The organism is Chitinophaga rhizophila, assembly GCF_019492185.1.
Taxonomy (GTDB): Bacteria; Bacteroidota; Bacteroidia; order Chitinophagales; family Chitinophagaceae; genus Chitinophaga; species Chitinophaga rhizophila.
Genome location: NZ_JAICCF010000001.1, coordinates 1,456,355 through 1,479,260, shown reverse-complemented (window position 1 = coordinate 1,479,260; position 22,906 = coordinate 1,456,355). Strand labels below are relative to the sequence as shown.

General features: G+C 44.5%; 20 protein-coding genes. 14 read left to right on the top strand and 6 right to left on the bottom strand.

What is annotated here, in order from left to right:
• Window positions 1-11: 11 nt before the first annotated feature.
• The 8 genes from K1Y79_RS05540 (at window position 12) to K1Y79_RS05505 (ending at window position 10,366) form a co-directional block, all read left to right on the top strand.
• The gene (locus K1Y79_RS05540) at window positions 12-1,019 is read left to right on the top strand and encodes a PorP/SprF family type IX secretion system membrane protein (protein WP_220249000.1); all 1,008 of its coding nucleotides are present in this window, start codon (window positions 12-14) and stop codon (window positions 1,017-1,019) included.
• Between the two features lie 39 nt (window positions 1,020-1,058).
• The gene (locus K1Y79_RS05535) at window positions 1,059-2,843 is read left to right on the top strand and encodes an OmpA family protein (protein WP_220248999.1); all 1,785 of its coding nucleotides are present in this window, start codon (window positions 1,059-1,061) and stop codon (window positions 2,841-2,843) included.
• A gap of 34 nt (window positions 2,844-2,877) precedes the next feature.
• Window positions 2,878-3,909, top strand: coding sequence for a PorP/SprF family type IX secretion system membrane protein (locus K1Y79_RS05530; protein ID WP_220248998.1), 1,032 nt, complete (start codon window positions 2,878-2,880; stop codon window positions 3,907-3,909).
• A 70-nt stretch (window positions 3,910-3,979) separates the two neighbouring features.
• A complete protein-coding gene (locus K1Y79_RS05525) occupies window positions 3,980-4,540 on the top strand; it encodes a hypothetical protein (RefSeq protein ID WP_220248997.1) in 561 nt (186 codons plus the stop codon).
• A gap of 106 nt (window positions 4,541-4,646) precedes the next feature.
• A complete protein-coding gene (locus K1Y79_RS05520) occupies window positions 4,647-5,228 on the top strand; it encodes an RNA polymerase sigma factor (protein ID WP_220248996.1) in 582 nt (193 codons plus the stop codon).
• 265 nt (window positions 5,229-5,493) lie between these two features.
• A complete protein-coding gene (locus K1Y79_RS05515; protein ID WP_220248995.1) occupies window positions 5,494-8,115 on the top strand; it encodes an outer membrane beta-barrel protein in 2,622 nt (873 codons plus the stop codon).
• A 547-nt stretch (window positions 8,116-8,662) separates the two neighbouring features.
• Entirely contained in the window at window positions 8,663-9,004 is a 342-nt protein-coding gene (locus K1Y79_RS05510; protein ID WP_220248994.1) for a LytTR family transcriptional regulator DNA-binding domain-containing protein, read from the top strand.
• 408 nt (window positions 9,005-9,412) lie between these two features.
• Window positions 9,413-10,366, top strand: coding sequence for a hypothetical protein (locus tag K1Y79_RS05505; protein ID WP_220248993.1), 954 nt, complete (start codon window positions 9,413-9,415; stop codon window positions 10,364-10,366).
• Window positions 10,367-10,428: 62 nt separating this feature from the next.
• Here the strand turns inward: K1Y79_RS05505 and K1Y79_RS05500 are convergent, their stop codons facing one another.
• Window positions 10,429-10,758, bottom strand: coding sequence for a hypothetical protein (locus K1Y79_RS05500; RefSeq protein WP_220248992.1), 330 nt, complete (start codon window positions 10,756-10,758; stop codon window positions 10,429-10,431).
• Window positions 10,759-10,958: 200 nt separating this feature from the next.
• Window positions 10,959-11,819 carry a peptide chain release factor N(5)-glutamine methyltransferase gene (gene prmC / locus K1Y79_RS05495; RefSeq protein WP_220248991.1) on the bottom strand — a complete coding sequence of 287 codons (861 nt, stop codon included), beginning with the start codon at window positions 11,817-11,819 and terminating at the stop codon, window positions 10,959-10,961.
• 76 nt (window positions 11,820-11,895) lie between these two features.
• Between prmC and ribD the strand changes: the two genes are divergently transcribed.
• From ribD to K1Y79_RS05480, 3 genes are read left to right on the top strand one after another with little or no spacing between them, the layout of a single operon-like run.
• Window positions 11,896-12,957, top strand: a complete 1,062-nt coding sequence (gene ribD, locus K1Y79_RS05490) for a bifunctional diaminohydroxyphosphoribosylaminopyrimidine deaminase/5-amino-6-(5-phosphoribosylamino)uracil reductase RibD (protein WP_220248990.1) — start codon at window positions 11,896-11,898, stop codon at window positions 12,955-12,957.
• Between the two features lie 44 nt (window positions 12,958-13,001).
• Window positions 13,002-14,480 carry a hypothetical protein gene (locus K1Y79_RS05485; protein WP_220248989.1) on the top strand — a complete coding sequence of 493 codons (1,479 nt, stop codon included), beginning with the start codon at window positions 13,002-13,004 and terminating at the stop codon, window positions 14,478-14,480.
• A 3-nt stretch (window positions 14,481-14,483) separates the two neighbouring features.
• Entirely contained in the window at window positions 14,484-15,092 is a 609-nt protein-coding gene (locus K1Y79_RS05480) for an IMPACT family protein (protein WP_220248988.1), read from the top strand.
• A gap of 131 nt (window positions 15,093-15,223) precedes the next feature.
• On the opposite strand, the gene K1Y79_RS05475 is transcribed toward K1Y79_RS05480, so the two are convergent.
• Window positions 15,224-16,123, bottom strand: coding sequence for a 3-hydroxyacyl-CoA dehydrogenase family protein (locus tag K1Y79_RS05475; RefSeq protein ID WP_220248987.1), 900 nt, complete (start codon window positions 16,121-16,123; stop codon window positions 15,224-15,226).
• Window positions 16,124-16,170: 47 nt separating this feature from the next.
• Window positions 16,171-16,854 (bottom strand): carboxypeptidase-like regulatory domain-containing protein, encoded by a 684-nt coding sequence (locus K1Y79_RS05470; RefSeq protein WP_236059500.1) that lies wholly within the window; start codon window positions 16,852-16,854, stop codon window positions 16,171-16,173.
• Window positions 16,855-17,022: 168 nt separating this feature from the next.
• Here K1Y79_RS05470 and K1Y79_RS05465 point away from each other — a divergent pair, with 168 nt between their 5' ends.
• Window positions 17,023-18,117 (top strand): Mrp/NBP35 family ATP-binding protein, encoded by a 1,095-nt coding sequence (locus tag K1Y79_RS05465; protein WP_220248985.1) that lies wholly within the window; start codon window positions 17,023-17,025, stop codon window positions 18,115-18,117.
• Window positions 18,118-18,203: 86 nt separating this feature from the next.
• Here K1Y79_RS05465 and K1Y79_RS05460 read toward each other — a convergent pair whose 3' ends face one another.
• Both K1Y79_RS05460 and K1Y79_RS05455 read right to left on the bottom strand, forming a co-directional pair.
• On the bottom strand, window positions 18,204-19,559 hold the full coding sequence (locus K1Y79_RS05460) for a Gfo/Idh/MocA family protein (protein ID WP_220248984.1): 1,356 nt from the start codon (window positions 19,557-19,559) through the stop codon (window positions 18,204-18,206).
• A gap of 25 nt (window positions 19,560-19,584) precedes the next feature.
• Window positions 19,585-20,445 (bottom strand): sugar phosphate isomerase/epimerase family protein, encoded by an 861-nt coding sequence (locus tag K1Y79_RS05455; RefSeq protein ID WP_220248983.1) that lies wholly within the window; start codon window positions 20,443-20,445, stop codon window positions 19,585-19,587.
• 301 nt (window positions 20,446-20,746) lie between these two features.
• On the opposite strand from K1Y79_RS05455, the gene pyrF reads away from it, so the two are divergent.
• Window positions 20,747-21,568, top strand: coding sequence for an orotidine-5'-phosphate decarboxylase (pyrF, locus tag K1Y79_RS05450; RefSeq protein WP_220248982.1), 822 nt, complete (start codon window positions 20,747-20,749; stop codon window positions 21,566-21,568).
• Between the two features lie 142 nt (window positions 21,569-21,710).
• A complete protein-coding gene (locus tag K1Y79_RS05445) occupies window positions 21,711-22,889 on the top strand; it encodes an acyl-CoA dehydrogenase family protein (RefSeq protein WP_220248981.1) in 1,179 nt (392 codons plus the stop codon).
• The last annotated feature ends 17 nt before the right edge of the window (window positions 22,890-22,906 follow it).

The window sequence follows — 22,906 nt, the reverse complement described above, 5'->3', positions numbered from 1 at the left end:
TATCGACCAAAATGAGAAATATACTATCTATCATCCTGGTATTGCCCTTTTTGATCTTCACAGGGAATACAGCAAAAGCGCAGACCGATCCGCATTTTTCCCAGTATTATGTGTATCCGTCGTGGCTCAATCCGGCACTGACCGGCGCATTTGATGGCCAGTATCGTATCGGAGCCATCTATCGTAACCAATGGGGGAACATCAGTGACCCGTTTACAACCTACGGCGTAGCAGCTGACTTCACCACTGAGAAGCAGTTTAATTTCGGTGCAAGTGTACTGAACCAGCGCGCCGGCGATGGTGGCTACAATTATACAACAGCATATGGAAGTGCATCTTATACAGGTGTACGGTTTGGTGCTGCTGGTAACCATCGTGTAGTCTTTGGTTTGCAGTTTGGGCTTATCCAGCGTAAATTTGATGCCTCCAAGCTTACATTCGGAGACCAGTGGAATCCTATCACAGGTTATAATCCCGGTACTCCAAGCGCTGATGGCTTCAGCAGAACCGCTGCTACTTCATTTGATGCAGGCGCAGGTGTATTGTACTACGATGCAGCACCAGGAAAGGCGTATAATATCTTCGGTGGTTTCTCCGTAGCGCATCTTACCCGTCCTACCGACCAGTTCAGTGTTACCGGAGATGCCCGGTTCCCCATGCGCTTTACTGGTCATGCTGGTGTAAAACTGGCAGTCACTGATGCAATTAGTATAACTCCTAACATACTCTATCTCAGACAAGGTAATGCGGAGGAGAAAATGGCAGGTGCTTATGGGCAGTTGTTTGTTAATCCGACTACAGATGTATTACTGGGTGTGAATTATAGATTCAAAGATGCGGTATCCACACATGCGGGCTTTACCTACCGGAGCTTTACGCTTGGTGTAAGCTACGATATCAATACCTCAGAGCTGAGCAAGATGGCAAGGGGCTCCAACAGTTTTGAGTTATCACTCACATTTATCGGCAGAAAACTATTCCGGTCCCAGGAAGTGGAGTTTGTTTGTCCGCGCCTCTAAAATTGAACCTTATCCATCCAAACGTATCAAAAGAAGAACATGAAACGTATTTTTCTTACCGTAGCAATGTTTTCAGCAGTGGCAATCGGCAAAGCACAGGTTGCCTACAATTATCTGAGGTCTGCGGATTACTACTACAAAAATGCAGAATATAGCTCAGCTGCACCATATTATGAAAAGTACCTGGCTGGTTCCAGGAAGATCGTAAGCAATGCAGCGTATAGACCATATAACACACAGCAAGCTGCTAAAAAGTCACTGGCTACCGTCAGCAGTGAGCAGCAGGCTATCTACAAGCTGGCAGAAAGTTATCGTCTTTTACATGATTATAGTAAGGCCGTACCGTGGTATGCTGAAGCGCTGGAATTTGATAAGGCGTCATTTCCGCTCGCAGGTTATCATTATGCAGTAGCACTTCGTGCATTGGGCAGACATGAATTGGCAGAAAAGGCTTTCAGGAATTTCCTTGATAGTTATACTATAGAGGATAATTACCGCGCTACAGCTCAAAGAGAATTACAGAACCTGCAATTCATCATGGCTGAAATGACCAAACCTGATCTTAACCTTTATAAGGTTGATAAGGCACCGGCAGTCATCAATCCTGTGGGGGCCAATTATGCACCGGTATGGTTGAAAGATAGTATACTGGTATTTACCTCAACCAGGCCTGATAAGGATGTAAAGGGACATGCTTTTGTCAATCGTGTTTACACTGCGAATTATGCAATAGGCAATCCTGATACGGTTACTAAGCTGAATATCCCGCAACCCAAGGATATTGACCAGGGAGTTATTACTGTGACTCCGGATGGTAAGACATTATTTCTGACCCGTTGGACTATTAAGCAGGGCAAAAAAAGCGCAGCTATCTACAGCAGTAAGAAGACAGGAGACACCTGGAGCGATCCTGTGCAGTTGGACACAATTCTGAATGTACCTGGTTATAACTCACAGCAGCCTTTTGTTACACCAGACGGCAAACGTCTGATATATGCCAGTGACAGACCCGGAGGCGTTGGTGCTTTTGATTTATGGGAAGCGGAATTGAATGGTGAGGGTACGCCGTTTTATACTAAGAATCTTGGTCCGGTAGTCAATACTGCCTGGAATGAGGAAGCGCCTTACTATCATGCTGCTTCAAATCTGTTGGTATTTTCTACAGATGGTCGTGTAGGAATGGGTGGTTTTGACTTCTTCTATTCAAAAGATTCTGCTGGTGTATGGGCTGCTCCCGTAAACTTCGGTTATCCTGTTAACTCAGTGAAGGATGATATGTATTTCACCAGTAAAGGCAGTAGAGAAAATATCCTGGAATCGGTATGGCTTTCGTCTGACAGAGACGCTGCCTGCTGTCTGGAGCTGTTTTCACTGAAGAAGGTAGTGCCACCGCCACCGCCTCCTCCACCCGCACCAAAACCGGAGCCTCAGATTATCGCCCTGGAGCCACCGGCCACAGATGGTCCTATTGTACTTGAAAATGTATACTATGACTTTAATGAGTCCTATCTCCAGCCAGCTTCTTTCCCTTCTCTGGATAGATTGGTTGCAATGCTGCAGAAGTATCCTGCTATTGTCATTGAACTGAGTGCTCATACTGACAGCAGGGGGTCTAACGATCTTAATGAAAAGCTATCAGATGCACGTGCTAAGAGCTGCGTAGACTACCTGGTCAGCAAAGGGATAGAGAGCAGCCGTTTACAGTTCAAAGGATATGCAGCAACACGTCCTGTAGCTCCTAATACAAATCCTGATGGTTCTGATAATCCGGAAGGCCGTGCGCGTAACCGGAGAACGGAGTTCAGGATACTTAGCGGCAGGTAATAAGCTAATGCACACCACTTAAAACAAAAAGCTTATGAAAAGAATACTATTGTTGCTGATGTTGCTGTTGGTCTTATCGCAGGCTATGTATGCACAACAACAGCCACATTACACACAGTACATCCTGAATCCTTTTATTATCAATCCGGCAGTAGCGGGCATTGAAAATTACTGGGATGTAAAGGCTAGTCACCGTCACCAGTGGGCTGGTTTGAATGGTGCTCCGGTGACGACTTATCTCACAGTACATGGACCGCTTAGGAAAAGTGATTATCCGGTAGCCAGTGTAACAGGTTTGACGCCTCCCGGTGATAATCCCAGAGGGCGCGCTTACTGGCAGGAGTATGCCACCCCTCCCGCACATGCGGGAGTAGGTATGACGATTCTGAATGATAAGACCGGCCCGTTGAACAGGTTCTCGATCAGTGCTACATATGCACATCATATTCCTTTATCCTCCCGTCTGAGTATAAGCGGAGGTATTTCGGCAGGTATGCAGTCAGTTTCCGTAGATGCTTCCAAACTACAATTCCAGCAGCCAGGCGACCCGGTTGTGGGTAACAGCACCCTGCTGAACAAATGGCGACCGGAAGTAAATGCGGGATTGCTGTTGTATGGCGCGGATTTCTATATTGGAGCAGCAGCCCAGAATATTATTCCCCAGGAAGTAGCTTATGATAATGGTAGAATAGTTGGTGACTCACTTTACCGTGGAGAGCTGGTGCCGCATCTGTTTTTCTCAGGCGGATACAGATTGTGGTTAAGCGATGATTTTACCATGTTACCCTCTGTTATGGTAAGACTTGTAACAGCAGCACCTGTGAGCTATGATGTCAATGCTAAGTTTATGTACCGTGACCGCATATGGGTAGGTGCCTCATACCGTGTCAAGGATGGCTTTGCGGGCATGTTGGGTGTAAATATCAGTTCTATGGTAAACATCGGGTATGCGTATGACTATACTACCTCTTCTCTAAACGCAGTAAGTAAGGGCACGCATGAGATTCTGATTGGTTTTCTGATAGGCAACCGGTATGGAGACCTGTGTCCGAGGAATAATTTCTAGTATGGATGGAATGACATATGATATTTTATTTAACCAAACATCTTAATTAAACACAAACAAACAATTACTTATGAAACGAATTTCCAGTTATTTCTTTGTTGCAGCGATGTTTTCTTTAATGCTCGGACTTGCTTCCTGCGGAAAAGACGGCGATGTAGGGCCAGCAGGTCCTGCCGGTGAAAACGGTGCTAAAGGCGACAAAGGGGATAAGGGAGACAAAGGGGACCCGGGTTCATCAAATATTATTTATTCTGAATGGCTGGAGACACAATTTGGTCTGGATACAGTTAATCAGGAGTTTGTATGGGAGCTTGAAGTACCTGAAATCACTACAGATGTAATTAACACAGGACTTGTAAAAGTATATTTTAACCTGTATCTGGCATCAGATCCAAGGGTATCTTCTGTGCCTTATATCGAGGGAGATCTGTATATCAGAGATTTACTGGCAGAAGGCTCATTGATATTGATGAGTAATTATAATATAAGTACACAGACGAATGCGTCTGGTCAGAAGAGATTCCTGGTAAGATATGTTATTGTCCCTGGTGCAGCTGCCGGACGTGTTTCCAAAGGCATCAACTGGGGTAATTATGATGAAGTAAAGGCTTACTTCGGACTGAAGAACTAGTTTACTAATGACCATCTCCATCAAAACCACATGTAAGATGGCTGCTTTATCCAGGGCGGCCGGTTTTTAAACATCTTTTTAGCCCGGTATTTAAAACATTAATGAAATGAAAAGATATTGTGACCTGACAGATGAAGAACTAATCAGAGCGTATCGTTCGGGTGATGATCGTGCATTTACGGTCCTTGTATATAGGCACAAGAACCGGATTTTTACCACTATCATGCTATTAGTAAAAGACAGATGCCTGGCAGAGGATATATTCCAGGATGTGTTCATCAAGATCATCAATGCCCTTAATGAGGGGCACTACCTCGATAACAACCGTTTTATTGCATGGGCGGTCAGAATTGCCCATAATAGCTGTATCAGCCATTTCCGTAAGAAAACATCAGCTTTTGCTGTCATCTACAGAGACGAAATTTCCAATCAGATATACCAGCAGGTAGAAAGCCAGGAAGAACGTATCATTACCAAAGAAACCCATGCATCCGTGCAGATATTGATAGATCGGCTGCCAGAAGTACAGCGTGAAGCGCTGATCCTAAGATATTATGCAGATCTGTCATTTAAAGAGATCGCACAGATAGTCAATGTTGGTATCAATACCGCATTGGGCCGGGTACGGTATGCGGTCATGAATATGCGCAAAATGATGGAAAGAGAAGCTACTCCCGAAGCCGTGTAAAAGCTCCTTTTGGAGCTTTTTACCGCTTTTATGCCTATACCGCGCTTAATGTGCAGTACCTCTATATTTTTACTGGATATCTCCCCAAAAAGGCCTAAATTCATCTGGCAAAAACAGCATAAAGCTGGAGGATACTTTTGCCACTTTACAGGATACCCGGAATCATGATTTGTTTGTTATAAGCCGTTTAGCCCAGTTAATCAGTTGTTAGCCCGTAATCAGCAGTATCCACAATACAGGTATGAAATGAATTGCATAATTTCTTATGAAGAGGATTTTCCTGCTCATTAGTTTACTTTGTTGCCTGCAAACATTGCTGGCACAGACAACATATAACGTGTCAGGTACCATCAAGGACACCACTGGCCAGGAAATGATCGGTGCTAATGTCTGGCTGCTGGCCGGCAGGGACACCATGCATACTATCAGCAATGAAACCGGCAAGTTTGTTTTCCAGCAGGTACCGCATTCCATCTTTACAATTCGTGTCACCGTAGTTGGTTATCAGACGTGGTACCGGGAGTTTTCTTTTAACGAAGCAGGTACACAGATCGACCTCCCCCTGATCCGGTTGTCTATGAAGCCAAGTGAGTTGAAGGAGGTCGTGGTCAAAGGCAAAATGTCGCCGGTAGTGATCAAGGAAGACACGATAGAGTATCGCGCTGACCAATACAGGCTGCGTGAGAATGCTGTTGCTGAAGACCTGTTGAAGCGGTTGCCCGGAATGCAGGTCGATATGGATGGTAATGTCCAGACGATGGGAAAGCGGGTTACCAAAGTCAGGATTAACGGAAAGGACTTTATGATTGATGATATTAAGACCCTCACCCGTTTGCTGCCCGTTGACCTCATTGATAAAGTGCAACTGATTGATGATTACGGAGATATGGCCCGGGCTACCGGGAGAAGGAGCGGCGAACCTATGAAAATATTAAATATTCAGACCAAGTCTGATCTGGACAGGGTATATCAGGGGCAGGCCCTGGCCGGCACCGGTAACGATGGTCGCTATAATGCAGCGTTACTTGCCAACTACTTTAGTGAAAAACAACAGTTATCTATTAGCGGGAATACAAATAATATAACGGCCCAGGTAGGAAATACTGTCGCCTCCACAGGGAGTGTCAATTACCGCGGGTCTTATTCCAAAGAATTTTCCTTGAATATGGGGGCGGTGGCCGGCCGCACTACCAGTGAAATGGAATCACTCAGTACTGTTAAAACAGTTACTGACGCCGGGACACTATCCAGCATCAATAGCAGTAGTAATTATAGCAGAGCTGATAACTATGTGTTCAACATGGGGGGCGAATACAAACCTAAGGAGTTTGATCTTTATAATTTCAACCTGAATTACACAGGAAACAAGACTACGAGTAACAGCCTGACAAGTGCAATACAAAGCGGACTACAAAGGAAAGATCAGATCACGTCCAGCAGGAATATCAATGATGCGCCCGTTTTAGTAGCTGGTCTCTTTGGATCACATCGTCTTTCTGGTCTGGGAAGAACATTATCACTGGGTATCAATGTGAATAGTGCGAAGAACGATAATCTGCAGGATGGTGTTGACAGCCTTAGATATTATAATACAGATAATACACTTGCCAAAGATTCCCTGCTTCACCAGGTATTGGATAAGCGGAATAATAACTTTGTTGTTAATAGCCAGGTTTCCTATGTGGAGCCGCTGGATTCAATTAATAGCCTGGAACTGAAATACGCCCTGAACTATAATAAAACGAATAATTTACAGGAAACTTACTGGATCAACCCTGAGGGCAAGAGTAATCGAATGGATTCTCTCAGTAATCATTATATCTACAGGGAGGTGCAGCATCAGCTGGAGCTTAATTACAGGTACGCCAAAAAGAAATGGGATATGACCCTGGGTATGCGGTTTCAACCAGCCAGCCTTGTGAGCAGTATGGTAGGCGGATTGAACAGGGCAGTTGTGAAAAGCAACAAGCTGGTGCCAGTTTTTCAATTGCAATATAAGCTGCCGAAGCAGGCAATGATGAGTCTTTCGTATTCCGGAAATGTGATGTTTCCCGGATACCAGCAGCTGCAACCAGTACCAGATCTTACCAATGCACAGTTTCCTGTTATAGGGAATCCGAATCTGCGTCCGGCGTTTGCCCATGCATTGTTCTTTAACTATCGTAACGGCGGACTAAATACCGTATTCCTGCATGTGTCTGCTAATTACACCCAGGATAAAGTGGTTACAAATGTGTCGCTGGTTACAGATAGTTTTAATACGGTAAAACAGGAAACCCGCTTTTTAAATGCAAATGGAGATTATAACGTCAGATTTATCTATGGATGGTCTTATCGGATAGCCGATGGCAAGTATAATTTGTTTCTTGATGGTAATACCACTTACAACAATAATATACTGTATATGGATAATGTACGTAAGACTGGCCAGAACCTGGTCATGAATCAGTCTTTACGTGGTAATATGTTGAGAGAGTGGATGGAATTGACCGGAGGTGTAACCTATACTTACAACAGAAACGTGTACGTGTTGCAGGAGAACAATATTACGAACATCAATACCTGGAACTTTAATGTGAATGGAAAGGCCTATTTTCTCAAGACCTTTGCCATAGCGGCTGATTTTACGAAACAACTAAACAGTGGCTTTAGTGGCGCAGTGACTGCTAATCCTACGTTGATCAATGCCACATTTGAAAAGATGTTCTTTAAAAGAAAGCTTACCTGCCGTTTGCAGGGTTACAATCTCCTGGACGAAACATCCAGACTATCCCAAACCATAACTGGCAATACTATTGTGGAAAACCAAAACAGGCTACTTGGCCGTTATTTTATGTTCAGTTTACAATGTGACCTACGACTATTTAAAGGTAGTCACAAGCAATAGTAGTTTCTCCCCGATTAATGCAATTGAGTACTAGGCACATATGGTGGCGTTAGCCGCGAGCATTATTTATTGATAGTTCTCACTTTGATATTATTGAAGTGCGTTGGATTATTTCACCTGTTTTACCGGTTATTAACACAGTAGGATTGTATGTTTAATCTGACGTTTGCAATCTATGTAGACTAGATTGGATAAGTTTACAGATATGTAGGTCTGTCAAAAAAATCTTGATCGCAATAAACTCATTTTGATCTTGTAAAAATTATTTTTGTAAATTAGCTGCATCTAGTATTAACCCAAATTGATAAAAATCTCAAAATGACATCTTTATTTTTAACACCAAACATGATTTGTATGAAACCTTTCACTTTATCTATTTCCGCTGTATCCCTCAATAGCAATACTTCTTTCTCCTTAGTGTCATTTGTAACTATCCCTGTACTGAACTTCGCTTACCTACTACTATTCCTACTACTATATTCCCTAGCAGTCCTACCATTTCTCTCCGCTTCTCTCACTTATTTGTTAAACCTTAATCCCTCAAACAATGCTTCACAATATTCTCGAGAAACCGCTGCTGCTTCCGCAAAAGGACGGCCTTTTTAAGACAGTTCATCTGAAAGATATCCTGTATGCCGAAGTTCATGGTGCATACATTGTAGTCAGGTATATTAACGGCAATAGCGAGCCCTTCGCACTGAGCCTGACTAAACTAGAAGAGACACTTCCCACATATCTCTTCTGCCGTATTAACAGGAACTCTCTTGTATCCATTTATCGGGTTGATAAAGTTGGAAAAAACTATGTCGAAATAGCGAATAAGGCGTTCTCACTAACTGATAATTTCAAAAAGCAATTTCTTGCCCGTTACTACGTACCTGCTGGTTAGCCAGGTCTGTTTGTAGGCTGATTTTTGGTGTTTATATCCCAAATTGAGGTCTTTATACAGTTTGTTAGCAGGCATTGTCAGAATCGTCTGTATTATTGCATTATCATCATCTGCAGGAGTTGAAAAACATAATGTGGTATGGTTGGAAACACTGCGGATGATGATAGTATCATGCAATGATACACGAATGATATATACTACGTGTATGCGTGTATGTATATAATTAATACGCGCAAGCTGCTGCCTTTTTCGGTGCTAATTAATTTACAAAGATATTCACTTTTTACGAGTGCATTAAGCACCGCGTAGCAGACATGCTATTGCCTGTCATAGAACATAGCATTGTGGAATCAGCTCAGTTTGTTGATGTAAATACTAAATTATTCTAAACACTATAAATTTTAAACCATGAACACGTTAACGTATTTTGAACAGATTATCAATGTAGAGTTAGTAAAACAGTTTACTACATCTGATACATTAAGTCAGGAGTTTGTTGCTTCAGTTTTGGATGGAGATCGCCGGTACAAACGCCAGAAGCAATCGGATTTGTTGTTTATTGCCGATGACATCAAATCCAGCCAGGAACTCACAATAGGTGTCAGAGTGCATCAGGGTAAATTGGTGACATTGTTGGATAAGGTGATATCCTATCTTCCGGTAAGGCATCGTGAGGATATGGCGTTGCCGGAAGAGAAAGATACTGTGTATTTGTTGAAATATTTGTATGGTTGTTTGATGTCTGGTTTAAGTTATCTGGAGCGTAAATTCAGGTGCCATATTGATAAGGAAATGGGCATCCCTGCAGGAGAGGTCATTTCTTTGTCGAGGCGTGCAAGAGAAGAGTTGCCATTGATTACGGGATCTCCCCGTATGCAACAAGTCCCGGCAGCGTTGAGCGAAATAGTTACTAAACCGTTGTTGCAATTGTCAGAAGTCATGAATATACAACAACCTTTGTTGACATGGCAAAGGAAGCATTATTTGTTAAGATTGTTAGAGCAGTTGAAGAAGTTCATAGCCCCGGAAGAGCTGCCAGATCAGCATGTATTGACGAAGGAACTACATGCCTTATTGCAGCAAATCAATTTCAACAAACGGGCATACATAAATTACATGATTAGTCTTTTGGAGGAAGAAGCAGATGAGCAGCGGAATATCAGGGATAAATGTACAATGATAATTATGCAGCAGAGAAGGATCAGCAGATGCATTAGTGAGAAGCATGTGGTATATGACATATCTCAGCCTCCCGTACGGGAACAGTTGTTGGAATGGCTGGGCTATGAGCTGGACTGCTTTGAGAGCATGTTGCGCCTGGATGTGATTTCAAATACGGATATCAGACAATGTTTGAACTAACCTGGTAACCTTGTATTGTTCGTAATACTCATTACAAGTAGCATTGAAAGATATGGCGATGATCAGGCTGGTACGGCTTCTTCAAATGTCTTGACAATAGTGACGCTGGCATTGATGGAACCTAGGATATATCCTTTTTGTTTTAGCAGAAAAGAGTCATCCTCAGTGGAAGTATGTTGGTAAATTCTGAAGATAGATGATATTTCCTTTTTCAGTACACTCTTGACATGTGTATTCTGGCACATAAAAGAGCAATAGGAAAGTGTGATGCAGGTTTTCAACAGAATATTCCTGTATTCATTCCGATCCTGGTCGGAGGTCAGATATTGTTGCTTTAAAGACTCACGTAAATGTACGAGTGTCTTTAGTTGGTTAGCTAGAGACAAATGCATTGGCAAACGGGTATTTACATCAGATAGTTATATAGTTGGCTGTGTCTTCGATTAACGGTTGTTACCTGGAGCTTTAAGTTAAGGTACGAAGTTATGCGCAAACGGACAAGCATCAGCTTTTAAATTTAGATAAATACATTGGGTAACGTCGGGTTGTTTATCGGATGTGATCCCCGGATTTAGTCTTATTTTCGGGTCATTTAAGTTCTTAGGCACTTTACCATTCTGTCTTTACCAAACAGGTCTTTTTTGATCTCTACCCCGATGTAACCTAAAGTTTCAAGTAATGCTGTGGTTTCTTTTCCGAACGCTTCATTAATCTCGAAATATAGCGCGCCGCCAATACGTAACTTTTCTTTTGCCATGACTGCTATTTCCCTGTAAAACAGCAACGCGTCTTCGTCAGGTACAAACAGGGCCAGGGACGGTTCGTATGCCACTACCTGCTCTTGCATGTCGGCACTTTCACGTTGGCAGATATACGGAGGGTTACTTACAATGATGTCGAACATAGGGAGGTGTATCCATGCCTGTTGTTGCAGAATATCGACCTGTTCAAAATGAATATCAAGGTGTTGCTTAACGGCGTTTTCCTTGGCAGTTTGTAATGCTCCTTCACTCACATCGAGTGCATATACGGTCGCATGCGGCAATTCTCTTTTGATGGCGAGTGGGATTGCGCCGCTGCCAGTGCCAATATCAAGTATGGTAGCATCCAAGTGTTTCGCTGTACGGATATCCTGTACGATCCATTCTACCAGTTCTTCAGTTTCAGGACGAGGTATTAGAACATTTGCGTTGACTTTCAACTCCATACCGTAAAACCAGCTGACGCCGGTTACGTACTGTACTGGTTGATGTGCCAGCATTGCTTTAACAGCTGTATCAAGTGAGGTTTGCTGTTCGGGCGTTAATATCTGGTCCTTGTATACAATCCGGTCCATTTTTGATAGTCCGGTAATATATTCCATCAATATATGTGCAATATTGGCTGCTTCGCGCTGGCCCTGTAATGGCTCCAGCGCACCGATAATATGTGTAAAGGCAGTCTGTATGGTCATATTAAATGCATGAGGCAGGGAAATTCCCCGCTTAAACAATATTTTTGCACACAAATGTATAATATCAGACGCGATCATGGACAGCTCTATTGATGAATTTTACATGCAACGGTGTATTCAGCTGGCCAGGCTGGGCGCAGGGAATGTAGCGCCTAATCCTATGGTAGGTGCTGTACTTGTTTATCAGGGCCGTATTATTGGTGAAGGTTATCACCGGCAATATGGTTATGCTCACGCAGAGGTAAACTGTATACAAGCAGTAAAACCGGGAGATAGACACCTGATTCCGGCGGCCACAATTTATGTTAGCCTGGAACCATGTGCCCATTACGGGAAAACGCCTCCTTGTGCTGAGCTGATCGTGGCTGAAAAGATTGGTGAAGTTGTAATTGGCTGTGTAGACACATTCTCGAAGGTTGCAGGGAAAGGTATCGAAATCCTTAAGAATGCGGGTATAACCGTGAGAACGGGGATACTCGAAGCCGCTTGCCGGGAACTGAATAGCCGATTTTTTACTTTTCATGAGCAACAACGTCCCTATATTATCCTTAAGTGGGCACAAAATACAGATGGGTATATGGCTGGCGCTGACGGTAGACCAGTAAGAATCTCTGATACATTGACAGACCGCCTTGTACATCGCTGGCGTAGTGAAGAGATGGGGATACTGGTAGGCGCTAATACGGCTATCGCTGATAATCCCCGCCTGAACAATCGCCACTGGACAGGCAAGGATCCTTTGCGTATTGTTATAGACCGTGCGTTACAAACTCCTCGTGCATATCATTTATGGAACGGGCCGTCAGCTACTTTATTTATCACTGCCTCGTCTGCCGAAAAGACATCAGTTGCTGAGGCAATAACAGCTGATTTCTCACAACCATTGCTGCCGCAATTGATGAAGATATTACATGGAAGAAATATTCTGAGTGTGCTGGTAGAAGGGGGAGCATATGTACTGGAACATTTAATTGCTGCCGGACTGTGGGACGAAGCCCGTATAATTTTTGGCAACAATCCGCTGGCGCAGGGCGTTAAAGCACCCACATTACCACAACATTTATTAATGAAGGAAATTTCCATAAAAGGTGACAAAATCCTGTATTACCGAAACAGTAGGGAGGCATTAACAATATGAAATTTATGATGCGTTCTGTCCTGTTGTTCATATGCCTTTGTTATATGCTTTCAGCCAGTGCCCAGACTGATAAATGGGTCGGTACCTGGTCAATGGATTACAAACCCTGGCCTACAACTGGCGGTATTAAGATGCAACTGCAGATAGCTAACCCTGAGAAGCATACTTTATATCCTGCTCAGCTGACAATTAGTTATCCGCCATTTAAAGGTGTATATCAGCTACTGCTGGCAAAGAAGAATGATCATCAACTGGGTATTGGTCGTAATAAATATCCGATTTCCGAATCTCCATTCCACCTCGGAGCCTGGATGATCTATCTGAATGGTACCTTGACCTATGAAAAAAAGAGTTCCCCTGAGCTCTCGGTACAGCGGATGTGGATAAACTCACATGAATTATATATGCAAGGACTGTATTCAGATGACGAAATGTATGCTTACATGAAAGATCTGCTTAGAGAATTGCTTGCGCAAAGGGATATAGCGCTAAAAAAGATTAACAATACACCATGGCAGCATCCGGATATCCAGCGTATAATACACCCGGAAGGTAACAAAATATATTTCGGTATATATGACAAAGTAGACGTGTATGACAGCATTGTGCCTCTTGCTATTAAAGACGAAGATGCTATTGACAAAGATACTGTCACGCTAGTGCACAATGGGAAACAGCTATTAACCAGCGCCTATATCAATGACACTGGCAGGATATTGAAACTTCCCCTGGATATCGGCCTCAATTATGTAACGTTGTTTGCAGACAACTACGGCAGGTTGCCGCCTAATACCGGCGTCTTCCGTATAGCGGCTTCTGATGGTAGCCGCTTTATTTACGATTTTATGGATTCTCCTAACCGGTATGCAACGTTTATGATTGCTCAGCTAAATTATGTACCCCGGAAGCCTTTGAAGGACAGTATAATAAACCAGAAGACTATCACTACTAGCACCAATGATGAGCAGCAGCAGGCCATATCCACATCTGAGGTGGCAACTGAAACCCCCACAGAGACTTCCTTGGTCATTACGCAAGCAGGTACTGATATGAGGCAATTGAGAGGCAGGAAGTCACAAAATGCTCCTACAGATACGATTAAACCAGTGCTGCTTAGAAAGATTGACGACAAACGTATTACTGAAAGAAAAAACAGCTTACTGGACAAAAAGTTTGTGGTGAACGAGCCTGAGATCTTACTCGAGTTATGGGATGACGCAGCAGAAGATGGTGACAGCATATCTATCCGTATGAATGGGCAGGAAGTAGTTACCGGTTTTCCTGTAATGAAAAAGCGGCAACAATTAAAAGTAACCTTGCAAAAAGGAGAGAACCGGCTGATCATGGTGGCAGATAACCTGGGTAGTATTCCTCCTAATACAGCGGTATTGCGTATTGTAGCTGGAGCTTTACGTAAATTTGTGAGTATCAAGACAAACATGAAGCAGAACAATATGCTGCTGATCGTGTATGAGCCGAAGGAGATTCCTGTAGGGAAGAAGGGGAAATCCCGAAAAAATTAAAGCATGGAAGTTTACTATACAATAGAGAAAAGTGCAATGGCGGAATTTAAAGACAGGGGCAGTAAGTTTCTGGCTTATGCCTGGCCCGTCAAGACGACGGATCAGGTGAAAGAATGCCTACAGGAGATCAAGAAAGAGCATCCAAAAGCAACGCATCACTGCTTTGCTTACCGTTTAGGGACCGATGGACTACAATATCGGGCAAATGATGACGGTGAACCTTCAGGGACAGCCGGTAAACCCATCCTGGGGCAGATAGACAGCAAGCAGCTCACAGATGTACTGGTGGTGGTAGTCCGATACTTTGGCGGTACGCTGTTAGGTGCTCCCGGCCTGATTAACGCTTATAAGCTCTCTACCTCAATGGTTCTGCAACTAATACCGGTCGTTCAAAAGAATATTGAAGTTAAATATCATCTTAGTTTTGATTATACAATCCTGAATGAGGTAATGACTATTATTAAACAGCAGAACTGCACGGTATACTCGCAGGAACTGCAGCTTTTCTGTGCGATGGACATTGGTATACCTAAAGCTGTGCAGGAACTGGCAGTATTGAAGTTGAAAGACATCAGAGGACTTGAGATCAAACAAATGGGTGTTAAGAAGTAGATATTAAAACATAGTGCAGGTAGCTGAAGGGGTCTCAATCAACATATAAAAGACAAGGGCAATTCGATGTGAATTGCCCTTGTCTTTTATATAGGTATATATCCCAGGTGCTAAGTATCGCTGGGAAGCAATTAAAAATTGCTTCCTGAAAACCTTTTACTTATCACCAATTCCTTACTTCCCTTTTCATACTTATAAAATCCTTCTCCTGTTTTTACCCCCAAGTATCCTGCGGTAACCATGTTAACAAGCAGCGGACAAGGGGCATACTTCGGATTACCAAACCCGTCGTGTAATACACGCAGGATGGAAAGACAGACATCCAGTCCGATAAAGTCTGCCAATTGCAATGGTCCCATGGGGTGGGCCATGCCTAGCTTCATCACTGTATCAATTTCGGCCACGCCTGCTACCCCTTCGTAAAGCGAATAAATGGCTTCATTGATCATCGGCATCAGGATGCGGTTGGCAATAAAGCCTGGGTAGTCATTAACTACACAAGGAATTTTATCCAGCTTTTTTGAAAGATCAACGATAGTGTCTGTAACTGTTTTTTCGGTGGCGTAACCATTGATGATCTCTACCAGCTTCATTACTGGTACCGGGTTCATAAAGTGCATACCAATGACCTTTTCTGGTCTTTTGGTGACAGCGGCAATCCGGGTAATCGAAATAGAGGAGGTGTTAGTGGCCAGAATAGCGCCAGGAGCGGTATGCTGATCCAGGTCCCGGAAGATCTTAAGTTTCAGGTCTGTGTTTTCAGTAGCAGCTTCTACTACCAGGTCTGCCGACTGGACACCCTCAGCAAGGTCCGTAAAGGTAGCGATCCGCTGCAAGGTCTGCTGTTGGACCTCTGCCGTAATAGTACCTTTTGAGAGTTGTCTTTCGAGGTTTCTGTCAATAGTTTGCAGCGCCTTTTCCAGCGCGGGGGCAGAAACATCAATGAGATTTACTTTAAAACCGTTCTGTGCAAATACGTGCGCAATACCATTTCCCATGGTACCTGCGCCAATAACAGCAATTTGTTGCATGGTGTATTGATTTAAGAAATACAGCCTGTCAGGACGTGGGGCTTCTATCAGGGCGACTGATAGTTGGTGCCGCCATAGCTGTAGTTGTTATTATTCTTACTCTTGAAGTCACCCCGTTTCCACGCCTGAATGAACTGAGCCCAGGCCATTGGGTTAAGGATGTTTTGAGGAGGTACCTGACCGGCATAGTACAGTGATTGTGCCTGCCTGTTCAGATACATGTTTGTCGCTTCACGTGCATCCGGCGGTGTATAGCGGGATAGTGCACGTATGCGGGCACCTTCCGTGTTTTTACGGGCCTGCTCATATTCATCGTCAGGAATATCCGTACTCACGAATGCCCGGTCAAATTCCTCACGGGTGGGGTATGGTTTGATAATGGTTACCGGCAGATACGTGGTATCATCCACCAGCAGTTGTATCATGGAATAGTTATTACCCGGCAGGTTAAGCGGGATTTTGTATTCTTTTTTCTTAAAACCTACGGCACTGAAACTCAGGGTATCTCCTTTAAATGCTACAATCGAAAATACACCCTGGCTATTGGATATCGTACCACGGCGCTGCCCTTTTACCAGAATACTCACTGCCGGTACCGCCCTGAGGCTGTCCGCAGTCATAGTTATACCGGATATCTGGATAATGCTGTCTTTAAACTGAGATAGCTGGGCTTTCACCAGGAACGGAAGAAACACAAAGGATAACAGTATGTAGGTACATTTTTTACTCATGCCGCCTCTAAGATAAATTATTTGTTTTAAAACCCTGGCCATAGGATTGTATTCCAGTCAATATAGATGATGAGTGGAAGAGAGATCGACAAAAACTATGACAGCGGGGACAAATTAACTCGCAATTGGGTTAACTTTGCATTCTGGAATTAAAATTAACAACTATTTATGATCACTACGGAGCAGATATTGAAGGCTTTGAGTAATGTGGAAGAGCCTGATCTGGGGAAGGACCTGGTAACACTGAATATGGTGAAAGACATTGAGATTGATGGTAATAAGGTGAAGTTTACCGTTATCCTGACTACCCCCGCCTGCCCGCTCAAAGATCTGATCAGGAATGCTTGTGTGAATGCAATTCACCACCTTGTAAGCAAGGATGCGGAAGTTCAAGTGAATATGACAGCCAACGTAAACTCCAACAGGAAAGATGGCAGAAGTGTATTACCTCACGTGAAAAATATCATCGTGGTAGCTTCCGGTAAGGGAGGCGTAGGTAAATCCACCGTAGCAGCTAACCTGGCTCTGGCCCTTTCGGAAGGTGGTGCCAAAGTAGGACTGATGGATGCAGATATTTACGGCCCGTCCGTGCCTATCATGTTCGGTATCCGCGGAGAACGTCCTATGATGGAAAGCGTAGAAGGAAAAGGCATGATAGTCCCCCTGGAAAAGCACGGTATAAAGCTGATGTCCATAGGGTCACTGATAGATGAAAAGCAGGCAGTTGTATGGCGTGGACCAATGGTCAGCAGCGCATTAAAACAGTTTCTCACAGACGTAAACTGGGGAGAACTTGATTACCTGGTAATTGATACCCCTCCGGGTACAGGCGATATCCACCTGACACTCGTGCAGACTGTGCCGGTTACAGGTGTTGTTATGGTTACCACTCCTCAGGATGTGGCCCTGGCAGATGCTAAAAAGGGTATTGCTTTCTTCAGCGGGCAGGTCAATGTACCGATCCTGGGTCTGATAGAAAATATGGCCTATTTCACTCCTGCAGAGTTACCTAATAATAAGTATTACATCTTCGGACAGGAGGGAGGTAAGCGCCTGGCTGAACAGCTTGAACTGCCGTTCCTGGGTCAGATACCATTGGTACAGAGCATCCGTGAGGGCGGTGATGATGGTATACCGGCAATGATCGGTACCGACAATCCGACTAAACTGGCGTTTATGGGCGTCGCCAGCATCGTGGCGCGTAATATCGCAATGAGAAATGCAAACGTAGCACCTACGAAGATCGTAGAGGTGTTTGTATAAGCGTTTAATGTAACAACAATAAGAAAGCCATCCTGCAACCAGGATGGCTTTTTTCGTTTTTCGTTTTTATAGCGCATCTGATACCACTACATAATAAACGGTTTGCCTCCTACCATTACTTCCTGCGTTTTTTCGTCGAAAGTTGCTTTCAGGCCGGTACGGTAAGCCGCATTAGCCATGATCAGCGCAATGGAGTGAGAATAAGCCGCTTCTATAGGCGCATTGGCCGGTTTGCGGTCACGCACGCACTGCATCCAGTTACGCATGTGTGCATTAGTCAGCGGGTCGCCTCCCATATTTGCAGCTGTAGCTGCTTTGGTTTCAGTGGCTGCCAGGGACATTTCAGGTAGCAGATTAGCATGCAGCCCCATTTCCTGAGCTTCCCTTTCTGTCATACCACCAGTAGGAGTGATCTTATTCTTGTCAATATCGATCGTACCGCCATTGGAATAGTACATTTCCTTGATGCCACCGGCAGAGTTGGAGAAGCGGGAGCTATAGCTTACCTGGAAGCCACTGTTTGGATCTGTTTCCGGACCATAGTCAAATACAGCTGTGATCGTATCTGCATTGGTACGGCCATCTTTCCACATATAGATACCACCATTGGCTACTGCACTACGCGGGTGTTGCAAGCCGGTAAACCAGTGAACAGTATCAATCTGGTGGGTCATCCACTGACCGAAGATACCGGAAGAATATGGCCAGAACAGACGATATTCCAGGTACTTACGTGGGTCCCAGCTATCTTTCGGCCGGCCTGCCAGGAAGCGTTGCCAGTCTACGTCGGATTCACGGATCTCATTCACCAGCTTAGGTCTGCGCCAACGGCCAGGTTGATTCACGTTCCAGGTCATCTCTACCATCGCAATAGGGCCGAACTTACCTTCCTTGATGAAGTTGTTAGCAGCATGGTAGCTATCGCCGCTACGGCGTTGAGTACCAACCTGGAATATCTTTCCGGAAGCTTTTACTGCTTTCAGCGCCTTACGGGCATCATCCATGGTTTCTGCAAATGGTTTTTCGCAGTATACATCCATGCGATTACCCACAGCCTCTATGGTATGATAAGCATGCTGGAAATCGGCTGTTGCAACGATCACGGCATCCAGATCTTTTATTTTGTATAACTCGTCATTATTTACACAAGCTTTCACATCATGACCGGCTTTCTGTTGCAAATATGCCTTACCCTCTTCACGCCGGCGGTTCCAGATATCAGATACCGCAATCAGGTCGAAGTTCAATTCCTTATGATTGGAAAAGAAGCAGGGCAGCAATGTTTGTCTTGCACGATCAGAAAAGCCTACCAATCCTACATTGACCCTGTCGTTTGCACCTATGATACGGGCATAACTGCTGGCAGAAACACCCATTGCACTAATCGTCACACCCGCTGTGGTAAGCAGGGACTCTTTCAGAAATTCACGACGTGATTTCATTTCTATATTGGATTTAAAGTGTTGATTATTTGTTATATGCGGTCTTTATCTGCTGCTGCATGTAATCCATTGTAGGTTTACTCTGCGCCTGCAGGTTATCCCAACGGCATTCCAACGATATCCTGCCGGTATAGCCAATGCTGCCTAGCGCAACCATATATGGCGCTACATCGTTGCCGGTAGCCCCTGGCGCTGTACGTTTTTCCCTTTCTGCAATGTGACAGTGTACCAGGTTTTTGCTGGCCTTCTTCAGCATTTCAGGAGATTCATGCTCTTTCAGCATATGATAAATGTCGGCTGTCAGCTTAAAATTAGGATGTGCCACGGCTGTCACCACATTATTGGCTTCCTCCAGAGTAGTAACAAAATTGGTTTCTGTGGTGTTCAGATTCTCAATAGCCACAACAACGTTATACTTTTTGGCTACGCCGGCAATCTTCCTGCACAGGTCTATAAACTGTGCGGTGGCCGCCTGTTTGTCTAAGCCGTCAGGCAGCTTGCGGGAATTACCGCTTCCCAGCACAATCAACCGGATGTCAGCCTGCTTGGCCCGGGCCATCACTGTATTAACATAGTTCAATACCTTCTTTTCATCCACATCAGGTCCGGTTAATCGTATGTCAGCCGGGAAAAAGCTATTGCAGGCCTGTACCTGGCATTTCAGTTTCCGTAGCTGCGCCAGCTGAAGGCGAAACGTATCCTCCGGAACGGCCGGCGACAACAGTTTCTGTACGCTTTCCTCAATATAAACATAGCCGGCGGCATGTAATAAACTGTCGTTCGACTTAGAACCACATACGCCAACCCGGGGTACCCCAACTTGTGCATTCGATTGCATTGTAGCAAAGAAGGTGGCAAAAAATAGCAGCAAATAATAGTTTTTCATAACAACTTTTTCATAAACGGGTGGGTAAAAGTTAGGAACAATATTTTATAAATCCAAGCGTCAACACCTATAAAGGACTAACCGGGCCACCATTCTCCAATACGGACAAACCTGCCTAAAACAGCCACTACACTAAGCTATAGCGGTAATAACACCATGCCTCAGGTGCCGGAAATTGTTTTCGGATTCTTTTCCTATATTTATAATAATCCGGGAAGTGCATCACACAATTTGCTAATATTATCATTTAAAACGGCATTGCTTAAGTTTTACTTAACTTTGCGCCCCAAATCAATCTTTTATGAACAGACAGGAACTGGTGAATCTGATTAAAGAGAAGCAATCTTATCTCTGTGTGGGATTAGATACTGATCTTCAAAAGATCCCCCGCCATCTACTTTCACATCCAGACCCCGTATTTGCTTTTAACAAGGCCATTATTGATGCTACTAAAGACCTCTGCGTCTCCTATAAAATCAATACCGCCTTCTACGAGTGCATGGGTATCCGTGGCTGGGAAAGCCTTCAACGTACGGTGGAATATATCCCTTCCGGACTGTTTACCATCGCTGACGCCAAAAGAGGCGATATCGGCAACACTTCTACTCAATACGCCAAAACATTCTTTGAGACATATAAATTTGACGCTGTAACCGTAGCCCCTTATATGGGACGTGACAGCGTACAGCCTTTCCTCTCTTTCCATGAGAAATGGACTATCATGCTGGGACTGACCTCCAACGAAGGCAGCCAGGACTTCCAGTTACAACAATCTGGCGATGAATACCTGTATGAAAAGGTACTGAAAGCCGGTATAACCTGGGGTACGCCGGATAACCTGATGTTTGTAATCGGTGCCACCCAGACCTCTCAGCTGGGGTATATCCGTAAACTGGTACCTGACCACTTCTTCCTGGTACCCGGCGTCGGCGCACAAGGCGGTAGCCTGAAAGAAATATCTGCCCAGGCAATGAACAAGGATTGCGGACTACTGGTAAATGCCAGCCGCTCTATCATTTATGCCGGCAATGGTGAAGACTTCGCACATGATGCCCGTAAAGCCGCACAGGAACTCCAGCAGGAAATGGCGCAATACCTGAACGTAACAAAGACAGTAGCTTAATAGCATAAATCAGCCTCTACACAGCTGAATCACGACAGTCCATAGTCAGTAGATATATTCTTCAACGGAATGTTTCTCAGACTATGGACTTTTTTTGTCCATGAATCATTAAATTGAGATAGACTTATAAAACGTGTTCCACATGCTTAAAGACCTGTTTCAATCCCCCGACTATTTCCACGTGGATGGTTTGTTAACCGAAGAACATCTCATGGTACGCGACGCGGTACGGCAATGGGTAAAGAAGGAAATTTCCCCGATTATCGAAGATGCCTGCCAGCAAGCTACCTTTCCCTCTCACATTATCAAAGGTTTAGGTGAATTAGGCTGCTTTGGCCCCACCATTCCGCAAGAGTATGGTGGCGGCGGTATGGACCATATCTCCTACGGCCTCATGATGCAGGAGCTGGAAAGAGGAGATAGCGGCGTCAGGTCTACTGCCTCTGTACAAGGCTCACTGGTCATGTACCCTATCTTCACCTTCGGCAGCGAAGAACAGAAACGCAAATACCTGCCTAAACTGGCCAGCGGTGAATGGATGGGTTGCTTCGGACTGACAGAGCCAGACTTTGGCTCCAACCCCTCCGGTATGATCACTCACTTTAAAGATGCCGGAGACCATGTAGTGCTCAATGGCGCTAAAATGTGGATATCCAATGCACCATTCGCCCAGATAGCTGTTGTATGGGCAAAAGATGAAGAAGGCGTGATCCGCGGACTGATTGTCGAACGGGGCATGGAAGGATTTACCACACCGGAAACGAAAGGCAAGTGGAGTCTTCGCGCCAGCGCCACTGGTGAACTGGTTTTCGATAATGTAAAAGTACCTAAAGAGAATATATTGCCCAATGCTAAAGGCCTGAAAGGTCCGCTCAGCTGCCTTTCCTCTGCCAGGTACGGCATTGCCTGGGGCGTAACCGGCGCTGCCATGGATTGTTATGACGCTGCCTTGCGCTACGCAAAAGAACGTATACAGTTCGGTAAGCCGATCGCTGGCTTCCAGCTAACGCAGAAAAAGCTGGCTGAAATGGTCACAGAGATCACCAAAGCACAACTCATGAACTGGCGCCTGGGGGTATTGAAAAATGAAGGTAAGGCTACTCCTGCACAGATATCCATGGCAAAACGTAATGCCTGCGAAATAGCTACCCGCATCGCCAGAGAGGCCCGTCAGATACTCGGAGGTATGGGTATTACCGGAGAATATCCAATCATGCGGCACATGATGAACCTCGAAAGTGTTATTACCTATGAGGGTACTCATGAAATACACCTGCTCATCACCGGACTGGATATTACCGGTCTCGATGCTTTCCATTGATACTGATATGTTTACAA